The sequence below is a fragment of the Streptomyces sp. 130 genome (assembly GCF_007096885.1).
GTDB lineage: Bacteria > Actinomycetota > Actinomycetes > Streptomycetales > Streptomycetaceae > Streptomyces.
Genome location: NZ_VJNO01000007.1, coordinates 13,666 through 30,634 on the forward strand (window position 1 = coordinate 13,666; position 16,969 = coordinate 30,634).

The window sequence follows — 16,969 nt, forward strand, 5'->3', positions numbered from 1 at the left end:
GGGGCCGGCTGTGTCACCCCGCCCGGCACAAGGGCCTGTCCGGCGGATCGGGGCCGGACAGGCCCTGGGCCCGGCGGGGTGGCGCGGGCGGTCCCGCGAGACCGGTCAGGCCGGCCGTTGCAGCACCACCATGCTCCGGCCCACCAGCGTCACCCGATCGCCCGCCGCCACCTTCGGCCCGGCCCCGGGCAGCACCCCCGCCGGGCGCGCGGTGTCCACCACGGCGTGCCACTGCCGGCCGTGGTTGACGGGCACCGCGAATTCCAGGGTCTCGGCGCTCGCGTTGAACATCAGCAGGAACGAGTCGTCGGAGATCCGCTCCCCGCGCGGCCCCGGCTCCGAGATGGCGTGCCCGTTCAGGAACACCGTCAGGGCCTTGGCGTGGGCGGCCTGCCAGTCCCGCTGGGTCATCTCCCGGCCCTCGGGCGTGAACCAGGCGATGTCGGACAGCTCGTCGTGCGTGCCCTCCACCGGGCGGCCGTGGAAGAACCTGCGGCGGCGGAAGACCGGGTGGTCGCGGCGGAGCCACACCATCGCCCGGGTGAATTCGAGCAGGCTCATGCCCCGGGCTTCGCCGTCCGGCCCGGCGTCCTCGTCCTCGCCGTCCTCGCCCACCGCGGCGGCCGGTTCGGGCCAGTGCACCCACGACAGCTCGTTGTCCTGGCAGTAGGCGTTGTTGTTGCCCCGCTGGGTACGCCCGAACTCGTCGCCGTGACTGAGCATCGGCACGCCCTGCGACAGCATCAGCGTGGCGATGAAGTTGCGCATCTGACGCTCGCGCAGCTCCAGCACCTCGGCCCGGTCCGTCTCGCCCTCGGCGCCGCAGTTCCACGAACGGTTGTGGCTCTCGCCGTCCCGGTTGCCCTCGCCGTTGGCCTCGTTGTGCTTGTCGTTGTACGAGACCAGGTCGTGCAGCGTGAAGCCGTCGTGGCAGGTGGTGAAGTTGATCGAGGCGAGCGGGCGCCGCCCGTCGTCCTGGTACAGGTCGGAGGACCCGGTCAGCCGCCCGGCGAACTCGGCCAGCGTGCGGGGCTCGCCCCGCCACAGGTCGCGGACCGTGTCGCGGTACTTGCCGTTCCACTCGGTCCACAGCGGCGGGAAGTTGCCCACCTGGTAACCGCCCTCGCCGACGTCCCACGGCTCGGCGATCAGCTTCACCTGGCTGACCACCGGGTCCTGCTGCACCAGGTCGAAGAACGACGACAGCCGGTCCACCTCGTGGAACTGCCGGGCCAGTGTGGCCGCCAGGTCGAAGCGGAAGCCGTCCACATGCATCTCGGTCACCCAGTACCGCAGCGAGTCCATGATCATCTGGAGCACGTGCGGCGACCGCATGAGCAGCGAGTTCCCGGTGCCCGTGGTGTCCATGTAGTACCGCTGGTCGTCGGTCAGCCGGTAGTACGAGGCATTGTCGAGCCCCCGGAAGGAGAGCGTGGGCCCCAGGTGGTTGCCCTCGGCGGTGTGGTTGTAGACCACGTCGAGGATGACCTCGATGCCCGCCTGGTGCAGGGCCCGCACCGCCTGCTTGAACTCCAGGACCTGCTCGCCCCGGTCGCCCCAGGAGGCGTACGCGTTGTGCGGGGCGAAGAAGCCGATCGTGTTGTAGCCCCAGTAGTTGGCGAGCCCCGCGTCCGCGAGGCGGTGGTCCTGCACGAACTGGTGCACCGGCATCAGCTCGATCGCGGTGACGCCCAGCTCGGTGAGATGGGCGATGATCTCCGGGTGCGCCAGCCCGGCGTACGTGCCGCGCAGCTCCTTGGGCAGCCCCGGATGGAGCATCGTCAGGCCCTTCACATGGGCCTCGTAGATCACCGTGCGGTGGTAGTCCGTACGGGGGCGCCGGTCGTCGCCCCAGTCGAAGTACGGGTTCACCACGACCGAGGACATGGTGTGCGGGGCGGAGTCGAGGTCGTTGCGCGCGTCGGGCTTCCCGAACGGGTAGCCGTAGACCGCCTCGCCCCACTTGATCCGCCCGGACACCGCACGGGCGTACGGGTCCAGGAGCAGCTTGGCGGAGTTGCACCGGATGCCCCGCTCCGGCTCGTACGGGCCGTGCACGCGGAAGCCGTAGCGCTGACCGGGCATCACCCCGGGCAGATACGCGTGCCGGACGAACGCGTCGGTCTCTCTCAGCTCCACCGCCGTCTCGGAACCGTCGTCGTGCAGCAGGCACAACTCGATTCGGTGGGCGGCCTCCGAGAAGACCGCGAAATTGGTCCCGGCGCCGTCGTACGTGGCACCGAGCGGGTACGCCTGTCCCGGCCACACCTGCATGGATTCGACTCTTCCCGTCCTGCCGCGGTCGCCCTGGGGAACGCGGGCCGCCTGGTCGCGGGGCCCGTCGTCCCAGATCTTCCCCGAAAGAGTGCCCCTTACCTAGGACGTCGGCCCGTCGGTCAACCTCGTGCCTCTCCGTGTCGCCCGGAACCGGCCTCGGATCGCCCCCGGTCCGCGGCTGTCCGGTTCCCGGTCCTCGCTGGGGTGTTTAATCACTATGAATCCGCTCACTCCCGTCGAACCCGCCGACCGGAACGTGTTTGATTCCATGGGGAGTTGGTAAAGGAGCCTGCGCATCCGGCTGCACCGGCTCCCGCTCCCGGAGTACCCTTCCTTGATCGTTGGTGGGGGAGTGGAAGGCGGTGCGTGGGTGAGCTCGGGAGGGTTCGAGCTGCCCCCGGGTGACGCGGGTCACGAGGGGGACGTGGCCGAGGTCCCGCCCGGGGCGGTATCGCTGGCACAGCCCCTGGAGATCGGCGCGGAGCTGGACTGGGACGCCGACGCCTGGAGCGAGGTGCGCACGCGCGCCCAGCGGGCCGGGCGCGCCTATATCTGGCTGAATCTGGTCGAACAGCGGCTGCGCGCCGTCGTCGCGGCGGTGCTCCGGCCGATCTACGAGCCCGTGCACGGCGAGGACTGGGTGGTGGCCGCCGCCGGGCCCGCCGGCCAGGAGTGGGTGCAGCGCGCGGTCGCCGTGCGCGAGGTCTCCCGCCGCAAGGGCTATCTGCTCGACCCGGCCGACGACAACGTCCTCAGCTTCCTCACGCTGCCCCAGCTCCGCGAGCTGATGGTCCAGCACTGGCCCTGCTTCGAGCCGTACTTCGACGACCGCCGCGATGTCGAACTGGCACTCGACGAGCTGGAGGTCGCCCGCAACGTCGTCTCCCGCAACCGCGCGCTCAACGAGGCGGTGCTCGCCCAGGCCGAGCGGGCCTCCGCCCGGCTCCTGGAGATGCTGGGCAGCGGCGCGGGGGTGCCCTCCGCCGACCGGCTTCCGGTCGACGCCGTCGAGGAGCTGGTCGGCGACCGGTACGCGGACGTGGTCTCCGTCCACTCCGACCGGGTGCGCCTCCAGCGCCAGCTGCCCGCCGAGGACCTGTTCGGCGACGCCCGGCGGCTCGACGCGATCGGCATCGGGCTCAACCTGCTGGTGCAGAACTTCTCCGGACGCCGCCTCATCCGGCTCGCCGAGTCGGGATGCCGCATCCGGCTGCTCTTCATCAACCCGGCCAGCAGCGCGGTCAAACGCCGTGAGCGGGAGCTCGGCCTGAAGAAGGGCGAGCTGAGCCGGTCCGTCGAGATGAACATCCTGCACACCCGCCGGGTGCGCGCCAAGCTCCGCGACCCGGACGCCTTCCAGATCCACGTCTTCGACGAGACCCCGCGCTTCACGGCCTATCTGGTGGACGGCGACGGGGCCGACGCGGTCGGGGTCGTCCAGACCTATCTGCGCCGGGCGCGCGGCATGGAGGCGCCGGTGCTGGTGCTGCGCGGCGGCGGGCGTGCGGTGGTCCGGGCGGGGCAGGGGTACGAACACGGGCTGTTCGAGACGTACCGCGAGGAGTTCGAGTCGGTGTGGACGGACTCCCGGCCGGTCTCCTGAGCGGCGTTGTCAGTGGCCCGTGCGAGGGTGGTCGTCATCCGGGGGAGCACCATGAAGGAGGTACGGGATGAGCTGGCACCGGCACGCGCTGGTCGGCTTCGATCTGGAGACGACGGGGACGGACCCGCTGGAGGCCCGGATCGTGACGGCCGCGGTCATCGCGGTGGACGACCGGGACGGTGAGCCGGCGGCCCGGCACACCTGGCTGGCCGACCCGGGCATCCGCATCCCGGCCCAGGCGTCCGCGATCCACGGCATCAGCAGCGAGCGGGCGGCGGCGGAGGGCCGGCCCGCCCGCGAGGTGGCCGACGAGATCGCCGACACGCTGGCCGGCTACTGGCGCCGGGGCGTCCCGGTCGTCGCGTACAACGCCGCCTTCGACCTGACGCTGCTCACCGCCGAACTGCACCGCCACGGACTGACCCCGCTCGCCGACCGGCTGGACGGCGCGCCCATCGGCCCCGTCATCGATCCGTACACCATCGACCGCGCGGTCGACCGCTACCGCAAGGGCAAGCGCAATCTGGAGGCGGTCTGCGTCGAGTACGGCGTGGTCCACGGCGGCGCCCACGACGCGGCGGCGGACGCGCTGGCCGCGGTCCGGGTGGCGTACGCGATAGCCGCCCGCCACCGCGTCGTCGCCGAACTCCCGGCGGACGCGCTGCACGCCCGCCAGATCACCTGGCACGCGAAGTGGGCGGCGGACTTCCAGGACTTCCTCCGCCGCAAGGGCTCCCCGGACGCGGTGGTGGACGGCCAGTGGCCGCTCAGGGAGCCGGTGCGCACGACCGCCTGACGGCGGGTGTTCCATCCGGCCGCGTGCCCTCGACCGCCGGACGGGCTCGACCGCACCGTCGGCACGGCGCGGGCAGCCTCGCGTGCCGGACACCCGGGCCGGCTCAGAACGGATACCACCGCACCGAAGGGTCACCGTCCCGCAGCGACGCCACACGGCGCCGGAACTCCGCGAGAGCGGCCCCGTTCACCGGCGCGTGCTGCGCCACCCACGCACAGCTCGCCGTCTCCCGGGCCCCCCGCAGCACCCCGCACCCGTCCCACTCCCGCACATCCCACCCGTACGCCTCGGTGAACGCCTCGTACGCGTCCGCCGCCAGCCCGTACCGGTCGCGGGACAGCGCGAGGACCACCAGGTCGTGTTCCCGCAGATCACAGGAGAAGGTCTCCAGGTCCACCAGGACCGGCCCGTCCGCCCCGACGTGCACGTTGCGCGCCAGCGCGTCCCCGTGGATCGGCCCCGGCGGCAGATGCGGGACCAGCGCCGCAGCCGCCGCCGCGAACCCGTCGCGCCGCTCGCGCAGATACGCCGCGTCGGCCGGATCGATCGCGTCGCCCGCCAGCCGCAGCCACCGCTCGACGCCGCCCAGCAGCTCCCGGCGCGGCAGCGCGAAGTCCTCCGGCGCGGGCAGCGCGTGGACGGCGGTGAGCAGCGGGGCCAGGTCGCGCGGCTCGGCGGGCCGCACCGCCTCGGGCAGCCGGTGCCACACGGTCACCGGATGACCCTCGACCTGCCGCGCCCCCTCCTCGGCGGCCCGCACGGCGGGGACACCGGACGCCGCGAGCCACCGGGCGACGGCGACCTCGCGCCCGGCCCGTTCCAGCAGCTCGGGGTGGCGCGCGGCGTCCCGGCCGACCTTGACCACGAGGCCGTCGGCCGCGAACACCGCGTTCTCGCCGAGGGCCAGCAGCTCCGCGCCCCCGGGGAACCCGGCGGCGGCCAGCACCTCGCGCGCTTCCATCTCGTTCATGGTCCGATTTTCGCATCCGTGCAGGCTGGCTTGACGAACCGGCAGCCCGTCAGCACGATGACGGAGGCCACCTGACCGGCCAGAACGGCAAGCAGCCGGTCGAACGTCGCAAAGGGGGCCCAGGGCATTTCGTTCGGATCATGCCGGGCTCGCGGGCTCTGGCACCGCACCTCGCGGCGTTGTCGTCGATCACCAACGCTCCTTCCCCGAGTTCTCGGCTGCGCTCGAACAGGGGAGATCCCATCTGTCTCGATCCTCCGCCTTGCGATGCACGGCACCAGAGCCCGCTCCCTGATCCGGCCTGACCCAAACGAAAGGCCCTACGCATGACATCGGCAAGCGCAACCGTGGGTTCCGGACGCCACGGGCCGCCCGGCAAGCGCTCCGGCGAGCGCACCGAGGGCCGGCTCGACCGGGGCGCCGGCACCTGGTTCCTGGTGCTCCCCGCCCTGATCCCGATCCTGGTCCTGAGCGTCGGCCCGCTGCTCTACGGGGTCGCGCTGGCCTTCACCGACGCCCAGTCCGGCCGCACCCGCGCCACGCAGTGGACCGGCACGCTGAACTTCCAGGACCTGCTGCACGACGGACTGTTCTGGGAGTCGTTCCGGATCGGCCTGGTGTGGGCGGTCGGCGTCACCGTGCCGCAGTTCGTGCTGGCCCTCGGCCTGGCCCTGCTGCTCAACGAGAACCTGCGGATGCGCTGGCTGGCCCGGGCGCTGGCGATCATCCCGTGGGCGATGCCCGAGGTCGTCGTCGGCATCATGTGGCGCCTCGTCTACAACCCGGACGCCGGCATCCTCAACGAGACCATCCGCGACCTGGGCCTCGGGGACGGCCGGGACTGGCTGACCGGGCTCGCGACCGCGCTGCCCGCCGTGATCGTCGTCGGCGTCTGGTCCGGGATGCCGCAGACCACGGTCGCCCTGCTCGCCGGGCTACAGAACACCCCGCAGGAACTCCACGAGGCCGCCGCGCTGGACGGGGCGGGCGCCTGGCGCCGGTTCCGCACGGTGACCTGGCCCGCCATCAGGCCGGTCGCCCTGTCCATCACCGCGCTCAACTTCATCTGGAACTTCAACTCCTTCGCCCTGGTCTACGTCCTGACCAGCGGGGGTCCCGGCGGCCGGACCCGGCTGCCGATGCTCTTCGCCTACGAGGAGGCGTTCCGCTACGGGCAGTTCGGCTACGCCGCCGCGATGGGCTGTGTGATGGTCGCGGTGGTCTCCGTGCTCCTCGCCGTGTATCTCGCCGGGCGGCTCAGGGGAGGCGACGACCGATGAGCATGCGCACCAGAAGGTCCGTGCGCGCCGGGCAGTACGTGGCGCTGCTGTGCTACCTGGTCTTCCTGGCGTTCCCCTTCCTGTGGCTGATCTCCACAGCCTTCAAGCCCGCCCCCGAGCTGGGCTCCCTGCACCCGACCTGGATTCCGCACCACCCGACGCTGGACAACTTCCGGCAGGCGTTCGACGAGCAGCCGTTGCTGCGGGCCACCGCCAACTCGCTGGCCGCCGCGCTCTCGGCCGGGCTGATCGCCGTCCTGATCGCGACCCCGATGGCCTATGTGATGGCCCGCCACCGCACCCGCCTCGCCACGGCCGCCACCGGCTGGGTGGTGGTCAGCCAGGCGTTCCCCTTCGTCCTGCTGATCATTCCGCTCTTCCTGGTCCTGAAGAACCTGCACCTGATCAACACCCTCTGGGGCCTGATCCTGGTCTACGTGGTCTGGGCGCTGCCCTTCGCGCTGTGGATGCTCGTCGGTTACGTACGGGCCGTGCCGCGCGAGCTGGAGGAGGCGGCGGCGGTCGACGGGGCCGGGCGGCTGCGGACACTGGTCTCGGTCACCGCCCCGCTGCTGGCCCCGGGAATCGTCGCCACGGCCCTCTTCGCGTTCATCACCGCGTGGAACGAGTTCTTCTTCGCGCTCGTCCTCCTCAAGACCCCGGAGAAGCAGACCTTGCCGGTCGTACTGACGCACTTCCTCGGCGCCGAGGGGGCCGCCGACCTCGGGCCGCTCGCCGCCGCCGCGTTCCTCGCCACCCTCCCCTCGCTCGTGCTGTTCGCCGTGATCCAGCGGCGGATCACCGGCGGCATGCTGGCCGGGGCGGTGAAGAACTGATGCGCGCCCTGGTACGCACGGCCGCCGCGGCGGCCACCGCGCTCGCCCTGCTGCTCACCGGCTGCGGCGGGGGCGGCGACGGCGGCACGGACGGGAGGATCACCCTCCGGTTCCAGTCGCTGGCCTGGCAGAAGGAGTCCGTCGACATCAACAAGCAGTTGGTGAAGGAGTGGAACGCGGCCCACCCCGACATCCGGGTCGAGTACGTCCAGGGCAGCTGGGACAGCGTCCACGACCAGCTCCTCACCTCCTTCGAGGGCGGCGAGGCGCCCGACATCATCCACGACGCGTCCGACGACCTCGCCGACTTCGCGTACGGCGGCTACCTCGCCGACCTCCGCCCGCTCCTCCCGGAAGCGCTGACCGAGGGCATCCCGCGCAACAGCTGGGAGACGGCCACCTTCGACGGCGGGGTGTACGGCGTCCCGTTCCTCCAGGAACCCCGCGTCCTGATCGCCAACACCAAGATCCTCAAGGAGTCGGGGGTCCGCATCCCGACCCCCGAGAGGCCGTGGACCTGGGGGGAGTTCCGCCAGGTGACCGAGGAGCTGACCGGCAAGGGCCGTTACGGGGTCGCCTGGCCGCTCAAGGAGCCGGTCTCCGTCACCCTCAACCTCGGCCTCTCGGCGGGCGGCGAGCTCTTCCACCGGGGCGCCGACGGCAAGGTGACCGTCGCGATGGGGGAGGGCGACCAGGTCGTGCCGGGCACCATCCACGACCAGGTCAACACCGACCACAGCGCCGCCCGCACCGCGCTCGGCATGGGCGGCGGCGACACCCTGCCCGGTTTCTTCGGCGGCAAGTACGCGATGGTGCCGCTCGGGTTCTCGTACCGCCAGCAGGTCGTCGAGCAGGCGCCCAAGGGCTTCGAGTGGACGGTGCTGCCCGCCCCGGCGGGCCGGGACGGGCCGGCGCAGGGGGTCAGCCCGCAGACCCTGTCCGTCGCCGAGGACAGCCCGCACAAGAAGGAGGCCGTCCGGTTCATCGACTTCCTGCTCAAGCCCGCCAACATGGTGCGCCTGGCCAAGGGGGACTGGATGCTGCCCACCGGGACCGAGGCGCTGGCCGACCCCTCGCTGCACACCCCGGACCGGGGCTGGGCGACGGGTGCCGCGCTCGCCGGGTCGCTGCGGTCCGCCCCGGCCCAGTCGGTGCGCGGCTACCCCGAGTGGAAGGACAAGGTGGCGACGCCCGCCTTCCAGGAGTACTACAGCGGGGCGATCGACGCCGCCGAGCTGAAGAAGCGTCTGGTCACCGACGGCAACCGGGTCCTGGCCCGCTACCAGCGCTGAACGGCGCGGGCCCTCCCCCGGGGAGCCGGTCGGGCCCCCTCCCCGCCCCGGGGGCGGGGCGTGCCCCCCAGGAGGAGGAGCCACGCCTCCTGCGCGTAAAGGTGATCGGCGCATCGAGGCGCTCCTGCGGGGGTCCTGTGACGAAAGATTCGCGAGTGCGTCGGAGTCGTAGGGGGGTATTGATCTGCGCGCGTCAATCGGCCAGGGTTTCGAGCCAACCCCCGGAGATCTTCCGGCCGGGGGCCAATCCCCCCACAAAGAATGACGAGGAGACCCCCTCTTCATGGCAATTCACAAGCGCGCACGCCGGTTCAAGCTGACCGCCTCCATCACCGCGGTCGCGGCCGCCGCCGGCGTCACCCTGCTGGGCACCCCGTTCGCCGGAGCGGCACCCGCCCCGGCCATGGGCAAGGTCTACGGAGCCGACGCGGCGACCGCGGTCTCCGGCAGCTACATCGTGATGCTGGACCACAAGGTGGACAAGGCGGAACTCGCGAAGGAGTACGGCGGAAAGCTGAAGCGCGACTACAACTCCGCCATCAACGGCTTCTCCGCCGCCGGCCTTTCGCAGACCGAGGCCAAGCGGCTCGCCGCCGACCCTGCCGTCTCCAAGGTCGTCCAGAACAAGAAGTTCCACATAGACGCCACCCAGGACAACCCGCCGTCCTGGGGCCTGGACCGCATCGACCAGACGCAGACCGCCGGCGACAACGCGTACACCTACCCGGACAGCGCGGGCGAAGGCGTCACCGCCTACGTCATCGACACCGGGGTCCGCACCACCCACGAGGAGTTCGGGGGCCGCGCCAGGTCCGGCTTCGACGCCGTCGACAACGACGACAGCGCCGACGACGGCAACGGCCACGGCACCCACGTCGCCGGCACCATAGCCGGGTCCACCTACGGCGTCGCCAAGAAGGCCGAGATCGTCGCCGTCCGCGTGCTGGACGACTCCGGCTCCGGCACCACCGAGCAGGTCGTCGCCGGCATCGACTGGGTCACCGAGCACCACCAGGGCCCGTCCGTCGCCAACATGAGCCTGGGCGGCGGCGCCGACGAAGCGCTCGACGCGGCCGTCCAGAAGGCCATCGCCTCCGGCGTCACCTTCGCGGTCGCCGCCGGCAACGAGTCGAGCGACGCCGGCCAGGGCTCCCCGTCCCGCGTCCCCGAGGCCATCACCGTCGCCTCGTCCACCGCGGACGACGAGCAGTCCTCGTTCTCCAACTACGGCTCGGTCGTGGACCTCTACGCCCCGGGCTCCGACATCACCTCCTCCTGGAACGACAGCGACACCGGCTCCAACACCATTTCCGGTACGTCGATGGCCACCCCGCACGTCGTCGGCGCCGCCGCCGTCTATCTGGCCGGGCACCCGGACGCCACCCCGGACGAGGTCGCCACGGCCCTGACCGAAGGCGCGACACCGGACGCCATCGGCAACGCCACCGGGGGAACCGCGAACAAGCTCCTGAAGATCGTCGAGTAACAGCGCGACCGCCCGGGCGGCCACCGCGCCCTCCCCCACGGGGCGCGGCGGCCGCCCGGTGCGTGCCACCCGTTCTACGCTTGCCCGATGACGACCGATACGGGCGGGAGGCGGGTATGACCGGACCGGCGCCGGGCGTGGCCGCCGCCATCGAGGGCGAGCTCCGGCTCATGGACCCCCTCGTCCGGGCCTCCGCCGGCCTCCTCGACCAGGTGCTGCACCCCGACTACCGCGAGGTCGACACCACCGGCCGTCACTGGGACCGGGACACGATCATCGACCTGCTCGTCTCGGGCCGTGCCCCCGGCCCCGGCCGGCTCACCGCCTCACGCATGCGGGGCGTGCACCTCGCCGACGGGCTCGTCCACGTCACCTTCGACACCGAGGCCAAGGGCAGGCGCGCCCACCGCAGTTCGCTCTGGCGGCTCACCCGGTCCGGCTGGCTCCTCTACTACCACCAGGCCACACCCTTCGAGGCCGAGCCCTCCGAGGCCGCGCCCGGCTGCTGAACGACCGGCGTCAGCCCCGGGCCGGCCGCCGCGCCCGGGCCGCCCACCGGCCGTCCGTCCGCGTGATCCGCACGGGGTGCCCGAAGCACTCGCTGACCAGGTCCGTGGTCAGCACCTCGTCCGCCCCGCCCGAGGCCAGGCACCGCCCGCCGCGCAGCAGCATCGCGTGCGTGGTGGAGGCGGGCAGCTCCTCCAGATGATGGGTGACCAGCACGGTCGCCAGCTCCGGATGCTCCTCGCGCAACGCGTCCAGGCTGTCCAGCAGCTGTTCCCGGGCGGCCAGGTCGAGCCCGGTCGCCGGCTCGTCGAGCAGCAGCAGCCGGGGCTGCGGCATCAGGGCCCGGGCGATCAGCGTGCGCCCGCGCTCACCCTGCGACAGGGCCGGCCAGCGCGATTCCGTCTTGCCGCCCATCCCGAGCATCGTCAGCAGCCGCTCCGCCCGCTCCCGCTGCCCCGGACCGGGCGACCAGCGCGGCACCGGCTCGACCGAGTTCGTCAGGCCGGTCAGCACCACCTCGCTCACCGTCAGCGGGGAACGCAGCGGATGGCGCGGATTGACGTGGCCGAGCAGCGTCCGCAGCTCCCGCAGATCCACCCGCCCCAGCGTCCGGCCCAGCACCTCGACCGAACCCCGCGTCGGATGGTTCACCGCCCCGAGCAGCCCGAGCAGGGTGCTCTTGCCCGCCCCGTTCGCCCCGAGCAGCGCCCAGTGCTCCCCGCCGCGCACGGTGAGCGAGACCGCGTCGAGCAGGACGTTCCCGTCGCGTACGAGCGAGACCTCGTCGGCCCGGATCACCGGGACCGGGGCCGTGGCGACGGAGGGGGACAGGGGTGCGGTGGTGGTCACGTGCGACTGCTCCTTCGTACGGGCGCGAGCGCTCATCCGCGCACCGGAAAGCCTATCCGTGGCCCGTACACCCTCCGCGCCCGGCGCCTGTCGCCTTTCTTCAAGACCGGCCGCGCGCGCCCGCCTAGGTTGGGGCGCATGAAGACCGAGCACGCCCACATGACCGAATGCGCCGCCGAAGCCGCCCGCGTGGCCCGGGGCGTCAGCCCCCGACAGCTGGCGGCGACCACCACCCCCTGCGCGGACTGGGACCTGCGCACCCTCGTCAACCACTGGGTCCTCTACACCTCGCACGGCATGGAGCACCGCGCCCGGCGCACCGAGCTCCCCGAGGAGCTGACCGCCCGCGACTTCACCGCCGACGCCGACTGGGCCGACCGCTACGCCGCCCAGCTCGACCGGGCCGTCGCCGCCTGGTCCGACCCCGCCGTCTGGGAGGGCACCATCGGCGAGGGCGACTCCGCCTCCCCGGCCGCCGACACCGCCGCGATGCTCATCGAGGAGATCGCGCTGCACGGCTGGGACGTGGCCCGGGCCACCGGGCAGGACTTCCGGATCTCCGAGGAGGCCGCCGCGTACATCCTGGGCACCGTCGAGAAGACCGCCGCGCTCTACCGCCAGTACGAGGGGTTCACCGACGAGGTGGACGCCCCCGGCGCCACCGGATTCACCCGGGCCCTGGCGCTGAGCGGGCGCGACCCGCAGTGGAGCGCGAGCTGAAAATGGCCCAGGCGAACGGGTGCCGAATGGCCCGGGGGAGTGCGCCACCGGCTGGCTAGGCTCGCCCCATGACCACTCACCCCGCCCCGGAACAGGGCAGGCCCGCCGGACAGGCCCTGGTCGACTTCTACTTCGACCCGGCCTGCCCGTTCGCCTGGATCACCTCCCGCTGGATGCTGGAGGTGGAGCAGCACCGCGACATCGAGCTGCGCTTCCACGTCATGAGCCTCCACCTGCACAACGCCGGCAACGAACTCCCCGACTGGTACCGCGACCTGGTCGACCGGTCGCTCGGCCCCGTCCGGGTCGCCGCCGCCGCTGCCCAGGAACACGGCGAGGAGATCCTGCGCGACCTCTACACCGCCCTCGGCAGCCGCATCCACCAGCGGAAGATCGAGGACTTCGACGAGGTCGTCGCCCAGTCCCTCGCCGAGCTGGGCCTGCCCGCGCACCTCGCGGAGGCCGCGCACGAGGAGACGTACGACGAGGCCGTGCGGCGCAGCCACGAGGCCGGGCAGGACCCGGAGGCGGGCGGCTACGTCGGCACGCCCACGATCCACGTCGACGGGACCGTCTGGTTCGGGCCGGTGCTGCGGGCGATCCCGCGCGGCGAGGAGGCGGCGCGGCTCTTCGACAGCTTCCGGGTGCTCGCCGGCCACCCCGACTTCTTCGAGCTCAAGCGCACCCGGACCGGCGGCATCGACGCCGGCTGAGCGGGCCCGGCCGGTGTGCCGCCCGGCTCAGGCGCCGACCGCGACCGGCCGCGCCGCGGTCGCCTTCGCCTCGTCGTACCGGTCGAGCAGCAGCCGGGCCAGCTCCGGGGCCGGGCCCAGCACCCCGGCCAGCACGTCCGCGCCGGCCTCGGCCGCCCCCGCCGCGATGCGGTCCGGGAGGCGGCCGGGCGCGATCACGTACGGGGCGACCGCCACCCGGCCCGCGCCCTCGGCCCGCAGGGCCCGTACCGCGTCCTCGGTCCGGGGAAGGGATGCGGAGGCGAACGCAGGCCGCACGGAACACCAACCGGTGTGCCGCAGCTCCCGCGCGATTTCAGCGATCACTGCGATCGCCTCCGGGTCTGAGGAGCCCGCCGAGGCCAGGACGAGCCCGGTCGAGCTTCGGTCGCCGGGGCGCACCCCGGCCTCGTACAGCCGCCGTTCCAGCGCGGCGTTCAGCAGCGGCGACGGGCCGAGCACCTCGGCCTGCCGGACCCGCAGCCGGGGCAGCGCCGCGCGGGCCTCGCGCAGTACCGCCGGGATGTCCGACTTGGCGTGGAACGCCCGGGTGAGCAGCAGCGGCAGCGCCACCACCTCCGGCGCCTGCTCCGCGGCCAGCCGTTCCAGGACCCGCGGCACCGAGGGCGCGTTGAAGTCCAGGAACCCCGTCTCCACGCGCAGCCCGGGGCGCAGCGCCCGTACCCGCGCCGTCAGGGCGTGCACGGTCGCGGCGTGCCGCGGGTCGCGGCTGCCGTGGGCGATGACGAGGAGGACCGGAGAGGACACGGGCGCTCAGTTCTTGACGAGGAGACCGCGGCTGCGCAGCACCCACCGCTCCAGCGGGCTGAAGATGAGCAGGTCGATGGCGATGCCGACGAACAGGATCAGGATGATGGCGAGGAAGATGCCCGGCATGTCCGCGTTGTTGCGGCCGTTCTCCAGCAACTGCCCGAGCCCGAGGCCGAGGTCCGGCGACGAGGCGATGATCTCGGCGGCCATCAGCGAACGCCAGGAGAACGCCCAGCCCTGCTTGAGGCCCGCCAGATAGCCCGGCAGGGCGGCCGGCATCACGATCAGCCAGGTGCCGCGCAGCCCGGTCGCGCCCAGGGTGCGGCCGGCCCGCAGGAACAGCGGAGGCACCTGGTCGACGCCCGAGACCAGCCCGTTGGCGATCGACGGCACCGCGCCGAGCAGGATCACCGCGAACATCATCGAGTCGTTCAGCCCGAGCCAGATCACCGCTGGCGCCACCCAGGCCACCGAGGGCAGGGACTGGAGCCCGGACAGGATCGGCCCGATCGCGGCCCGGACGAGCTTCACCCGGGCGACCAGCAGACCCAGCGGGGTGCCGATGGCCACCGACAGCAGGAAGCCGAGCAGACCGCGCGAGACGCTGGTCCACACCACGTCGAGCAGCGTGCCCCGCAGCCACATGTCGCGGGCGCTGTCCCAGACGGCGGACGGCGAGGGCAGCTTGTAGTCCTCGGTCACCTCGCCCCAGACGAGCAGCTGCCAGACGACCAGGACCAGGGCCACCGCGACGGCCGGGGGCAGGACCTTGCGCAGCAGGACCTCGCGCACCGGAACGCGCTGCACCTGCACCGCGTCCAGGGCGTCCAGACCGGCTTCGAGGCCGGCCAGGTCGTCCGGCTTCCCGCTCCCGCCGGATGCCGCCTCGTCCGACTTGATGTCAGTGCTGGCCATGACGGCGGATCTCCCCACGCAGTTGTTCGGTGATCTCGACGGACAGTTCCGCGACGGCGGTGTCCTCGATACGGCGCGGCTGCTCGATGTCGACCGTCCACTCACGGGCGATCCGGCCGGGGCGGGACGAGAGCAGCACCACGCGCTCGGCGAGGCGCACGGCCTCGCGCACGTTGTGTGTGACGAAGAGGACCGAGACGTTCGTCTCGCGCCAGATCCGGGTCAGCTCGTCGTGCAGCACATCGCGGGTGATGGCGTCGAGCGCCGCGAACGGCTCGTCCATCAGCAGCAGCTGGCTGTCCTGGGCGAGCGCGCGGGCCATCGCCACGCGCTGCCGCATGCCACCGGACAGCTCGTGCACCCGCTTTCCGTACGCCCCGCCGAGCCGGACCAGTTCCAGCAGCCGCTCCGCCTCGGCCCGGCGCTGCGACTTCGGCACCCCGCGCAGGCGCAGGGCCAGTTCGATGTTCTTGCCCGCGGTCAGCCACGGGAAGAGGGCGTGCTCCTGGAACATCAGCGCGGGCCGGCCGCCGGGGGTCTCGATGCTGCCCCCGGTCGGCCGGTCCAGCCCGGCCACCAGATTGAGCAGCGTCGACTTGCCGCACCCGGAGGCTCCCAGGAGGGTGACGAACTCGCCCGGGGCGACATCGAGACTGATGTCGTCCAGGACCAGCTGCGTTCCGGCGGGCCCGGCGAAGGACTTCGAGACATGCGCGATGCGGGCGGCGTGCCCGACCGAGACACGGTCCTCGGCCTTGGTGAGGGTGTTCGCCATGGTCGTCACCTCCTGGGAGTCTTCGGGCGGCTGGTCACTTGACGCCGAGGCCGGCGTCGTCGGCCTCGGGCTTGCCCGCGGCCTTCAGGATCTTGTTGAGCGGCTTCAGGTCGTAGATGCCCTTGAGGTCGGGCTGCTCCAGCAGACCGGCCTTGACCGCGTGCCGGGCCTGCGCGTCGAGCGTCGCGGCCAGCGGGTCGTCGGTGATCCGCAGCGACTTCCAGGCGGGGTCGATGACCTCGGCCGGCAGTTCCTTGCCGGTGAGCTTCTTCAGCGCCGCGTTGGCGGAGTCCTTCGCCTTGTCCGGGTTGGCGTTGATCCAGGCGTTGGTGGTGACGGAGCCGCGCAGCACGGCCTCGACCACGTCCGGGTGCTCCTTCAGGAACTTCTGCGACACGATGATGTTGGTGATCACGAACTCGTGGTCCGGCCACAGCGTGGATTCGTCCAGCAGTTCCTTCGCGCCCTCGGCGACCAGCTTGGAGGCGGTCGGCTCGGGGACCCAGGCGCCGTCGATGGAACCGGAGCGGTAGGCGTCGGGCGTCACCTTGTTGTCCGTACGGACCACGGAGACGTCACCCTTGCCGCTCTGGGCGTCGACCTTCCAGCCCTTCTCCGAGACCCAGTTGAGGAACGCCACGTCCTGGGTGTTGCCGAGCTGCGGGGTCGCGATCTTCTTGCCCTTGACGTCGTCCAGGGTCTTGATCTTCTCCGGGTTCACGACGAGCTTGACGCCGCCGGACGCGGAGCCGCCGATGATCCGCAGGTTCTTGCCGCCGGACTTGGTGTAGCCGTTGATGGACGGCGAGGGGCCGATGAAGCCGATGTCGATGGAGCCGGCGTTCAGCGCCTCGATCTCGGACGGGCCGGCGTTGAAGGTGGCGGTCTTGAGCTGGGTGCCGCCCAGCTCCTTCTGGAACAGCCCTTCCTGGTCGCCCACGAGCGCGGTGGCGTGCGTGAGGTTCGGGAAGTACCCGATGCGCACGGTGCCGGCGGAGAGCTTCTTGCCGTGTGCGGCGTTCGCCTTGTCGTCGTCCGCGGCCTGGGAGCCGTAGCCGCAGGCGGTCAGGGCCGCGGCCAGCAGGGGCAGGGCGGCGACGGCGGCGACGGCGCGGCGCGACGTGGTACGTGGGGCAGGCACGGGAGGTGTTCCTCTCGGAG

At 72.2% G+C, this 16,969-nt stretch carries 16 protein-coding genes; 9 read left to right on the forward strand and 7 right to left on the reverse strand.

What is annotated here, in order from left to right; all coding sequences use genetic code 11:
• Window positions 1-105: 105 nt before the first annotated feature.
• Window positions 106-2,274 (reverse strand): glycogen debranching protein GlgX, encoded by a 2,169-nt coding sequence (glgX, locus tag FKN01_RS08380; RefSeq protein WP_143618057.1) that lies wholly within the window; start codon window positions 2,272-2,274, stop codon window positions 106-108.
• Between the two features lie 373 nt (window positions 2,275-2,647).
• Between glgX and FKN01_RS08385 the strand changes: the two genes are divergently transcribed.
• Together FKN01_RS08385 and FKN01_RS08390 are read left to right on the forward strand one after the other, a co-directional pair.
• Window positions 2,648-3,880, forward strand: coding sequence for an SAV2148 family HEPN domain-containing protein (locus tag FKN01_RS08385; RefSeq protein WP_018100654.1), 1,233 nt, complete (start codon window positions 2,648-2,650; stop codon window positions 3,878-3,880).
• Window positions 3,881-3,947: 67 nt separating this feature from the next.
• Window positions 3,948-4,676 (forward strand): 3'-5' exonuclease, encoded by a 729-nt coding sequence (locus FKN01_RS08390; RefSeq protein ID WP_143618059.1) that lies wholly within the window; start codon window positions 3,948-3,950, stop codon window positions 4,674-4,676.
• Between the two features lie 103 nt (window positions 4,677-4,779).
• Here FKN01_RS08390 and FKN01_RS08395 read toward each other — a convergent pair whose 3' ends face one another.
• Window positions 4,780-5,646 (reverse strand): phosphotransferase enzyme family protein, encoded by an 867-nt coding sequence (locus FKN01_RS08395; protein WP_143618061.1) that lies wholly within the window; start codon window positions 5,644-5,646, stop codon window positions 4,780-4,782.
• Window positions 5,647-5,972: 326 nt separating this feature from the next.
• Here FKN01_RS08395 and FKN01_RS08405 point away from each other — a divergent pair, with 326 nt between their 5' ends.
• The 5 genes from FKN01_RS08405 to FKN01_RS08425 all read left to right on the forward strand — a co-directional run bounded on the left by FKN01_RS08405 (window position 5,973) and on the right by FKN01_RS08425 (window position 11,049).
• Window positions 5,973-6,926 carry a carbohydrate ABC transporter permease gene (locus FKN01_RS08405; RefSeq protein ID WP_185992791.1) on the forward strand — a complete coding sequence of 318 codons (954 nt, stop codon included), beginning with the start codon at window positions 5,973-5,975 and terminating at the stop codon, window positions 6,924-6,926.
• Complete coding sequence (locus FKN01_RS08410; protein WP_143618064.1) at window positions 6,923-7,762, forward strand: carbohydrate ABC transporter permease; 840 nt, start codon at window positions 6,923-6,925, stop codon at window positions 7,760-7,762. The genes FKN01_RS08405 and FKN01_RS08410 overlap by 4 nt, the downstream gene beginning before the upstream one ends.
• Window positions 7,762-9,054 carry an ABC transporter substrate-binding protein gene (locus FKN01_RS08415; protein ID WP_143618066.1) on the forward strand — a complete coding sequence of 431 codons (1,293 nt, stop codon included), beginning with the start codon at window positions 7,762-7,764 and terminating at the stop codon, window positions 9,052-9,054. Before FKN01_RS08410 ends, FKN01_RS08415 begins: the two co-directional genes overlap by 1 nt.
• A gap of 283 nt (window positions 9,055-9,337) precedes the next feature.
• Window positions 9,338-10,540: a S8 family peptidase gene (locus FKN01_RS08420; RefSeq protein WP_143618068.1), complete on the forward strand. Its 1,203-nt coding sequence runs from the start codon at window positions 9,338-9,340 to the stop codon at window positions 10,538-10,540.
• 116 nt (window positions 10,541-10,656) lie between these two features.
• Complete coding sequence (locus FKN01_RS08425) at window positions 10,657-11,049, forward strand: DUF4440 domain-containing protein (RefSeq protein ID WP_143618070.1); 393 nt, start codon at window positions 10,657-10,659, stop codon at window positions 11,047-11,049.
• 10 nt (window positions 11,050-11,059) lie between these two features.
• Here FKN01_RS08425 and FKN01_RS08430 read toward each other — a convergent pair whose 3' ends face one another.
• A complete protein-coding gene (locus FKN01_RS08430) occupies window positions 11,060-11,896 on the reverse strand; it encodes an ABC transporter ATP-binding protein (RefSeq protein ID WP_143618072.1) in 837 nt (278 codons plus the stop codon).
• A gap of 138 nt (window positions 11,897-12,034) precedes the next feature.
• Between FKN01_RS08430 and FKN01_RS08435 the strand changes: the two genes are divergently transcribed.
• Together FKN01_RS08435 and FKN01_RS08440 are read left to right on the forward strand one after the other, a co-directional pair.
• Window positions 12,035-12,616: a TIGR03086 family metal-binding protein gene (locus FKN01_RS08435; RefSeq protein WP_143618074.1), complete on the forward strand. Its 582-nt coding sequence runs from the start codon at window positions 12,035-12,037 to the stop codon at window positions 12,614-12,616.
• A 68-nt stretch (window positions 12,617-12,684) separates the two neighbouring features.
• A complete protein-coding gene (locus tag FKN01_RS08440; RefSeq protein ID WP_143618076.1) occupies window positions 12,685-13,329 on the forward strand; it encodes a DsbA family protein in 645 nt (214 codons plus the stop codon).
• A 27-nt stretch (window positions 13,330-13,356) separates the two neighbouring features.
• Here the strand turns inward: FKN01_RS08440 and FKN01_RS08445 are convergent, their stop codons facing one another.
• The 4 genes from FKN01_RS08445 to FKN01_RS08460 are packed head-to-tail and all read right to left on the reverse strand — an operon-like array spanning window position 13,357 to window position 16,949.
• Window positions 13,357-14,115, reverse strand: a complete 759-nt coding sequence (locus FKN01_RS08445) for a sirohydrochlorin chelatase (RefSeq protein ID WP_143618078.1) — start codon at window positions 14,113-14,115, stop codon at window positions 13,357-13,359.
• Between the two features lie 6 nt (window positions 14,116-14,121).
• Window positions 14,122-15,033 carry an ABC transporter permease gene (locus FKN01_RS08450; protein WP_143618080.1) on the reverse strand — a complete coding sequence of 304 codons (912 nt, stop codon included), beginning with the start codon at window positions 15,031-15,033 and terminating at the stop codon, window positions 14,122-14,124.
• Window positions 15,020-15,808: an ABC transporter ATP-binding protein gene (locus tag FKN01_RS08455; RefSeq protein ID WP_143618082.1), complete on the reverse strand. Its 789-nt coding sequence runs from the start codon at window positions 15,806-15,808 to the stop codon at window positions 15,020-15,022. The genes FKN01_RS08450 and FKN01_RS08455 overlap by 14 nt, the downstream gene beginning before the upstream one ends.
• 34 nt (window positions 15,809-15,842) lie before the next feature.
• Window positions 15,843-16,949, reverse strand: coding sequence for an aliphatic sulfonate ABC transporter substrate-binding protein (locus FKN01_RS08460; RefSeq protein ID WP_143618084.1), 1,107 nt, complete (start codon window positions 16,947-16,949; stop codon window positions 15,843-15,845).
• Between the last annotated feature and the right edge of the window lie 20 nt (window positions 16,950-16,969).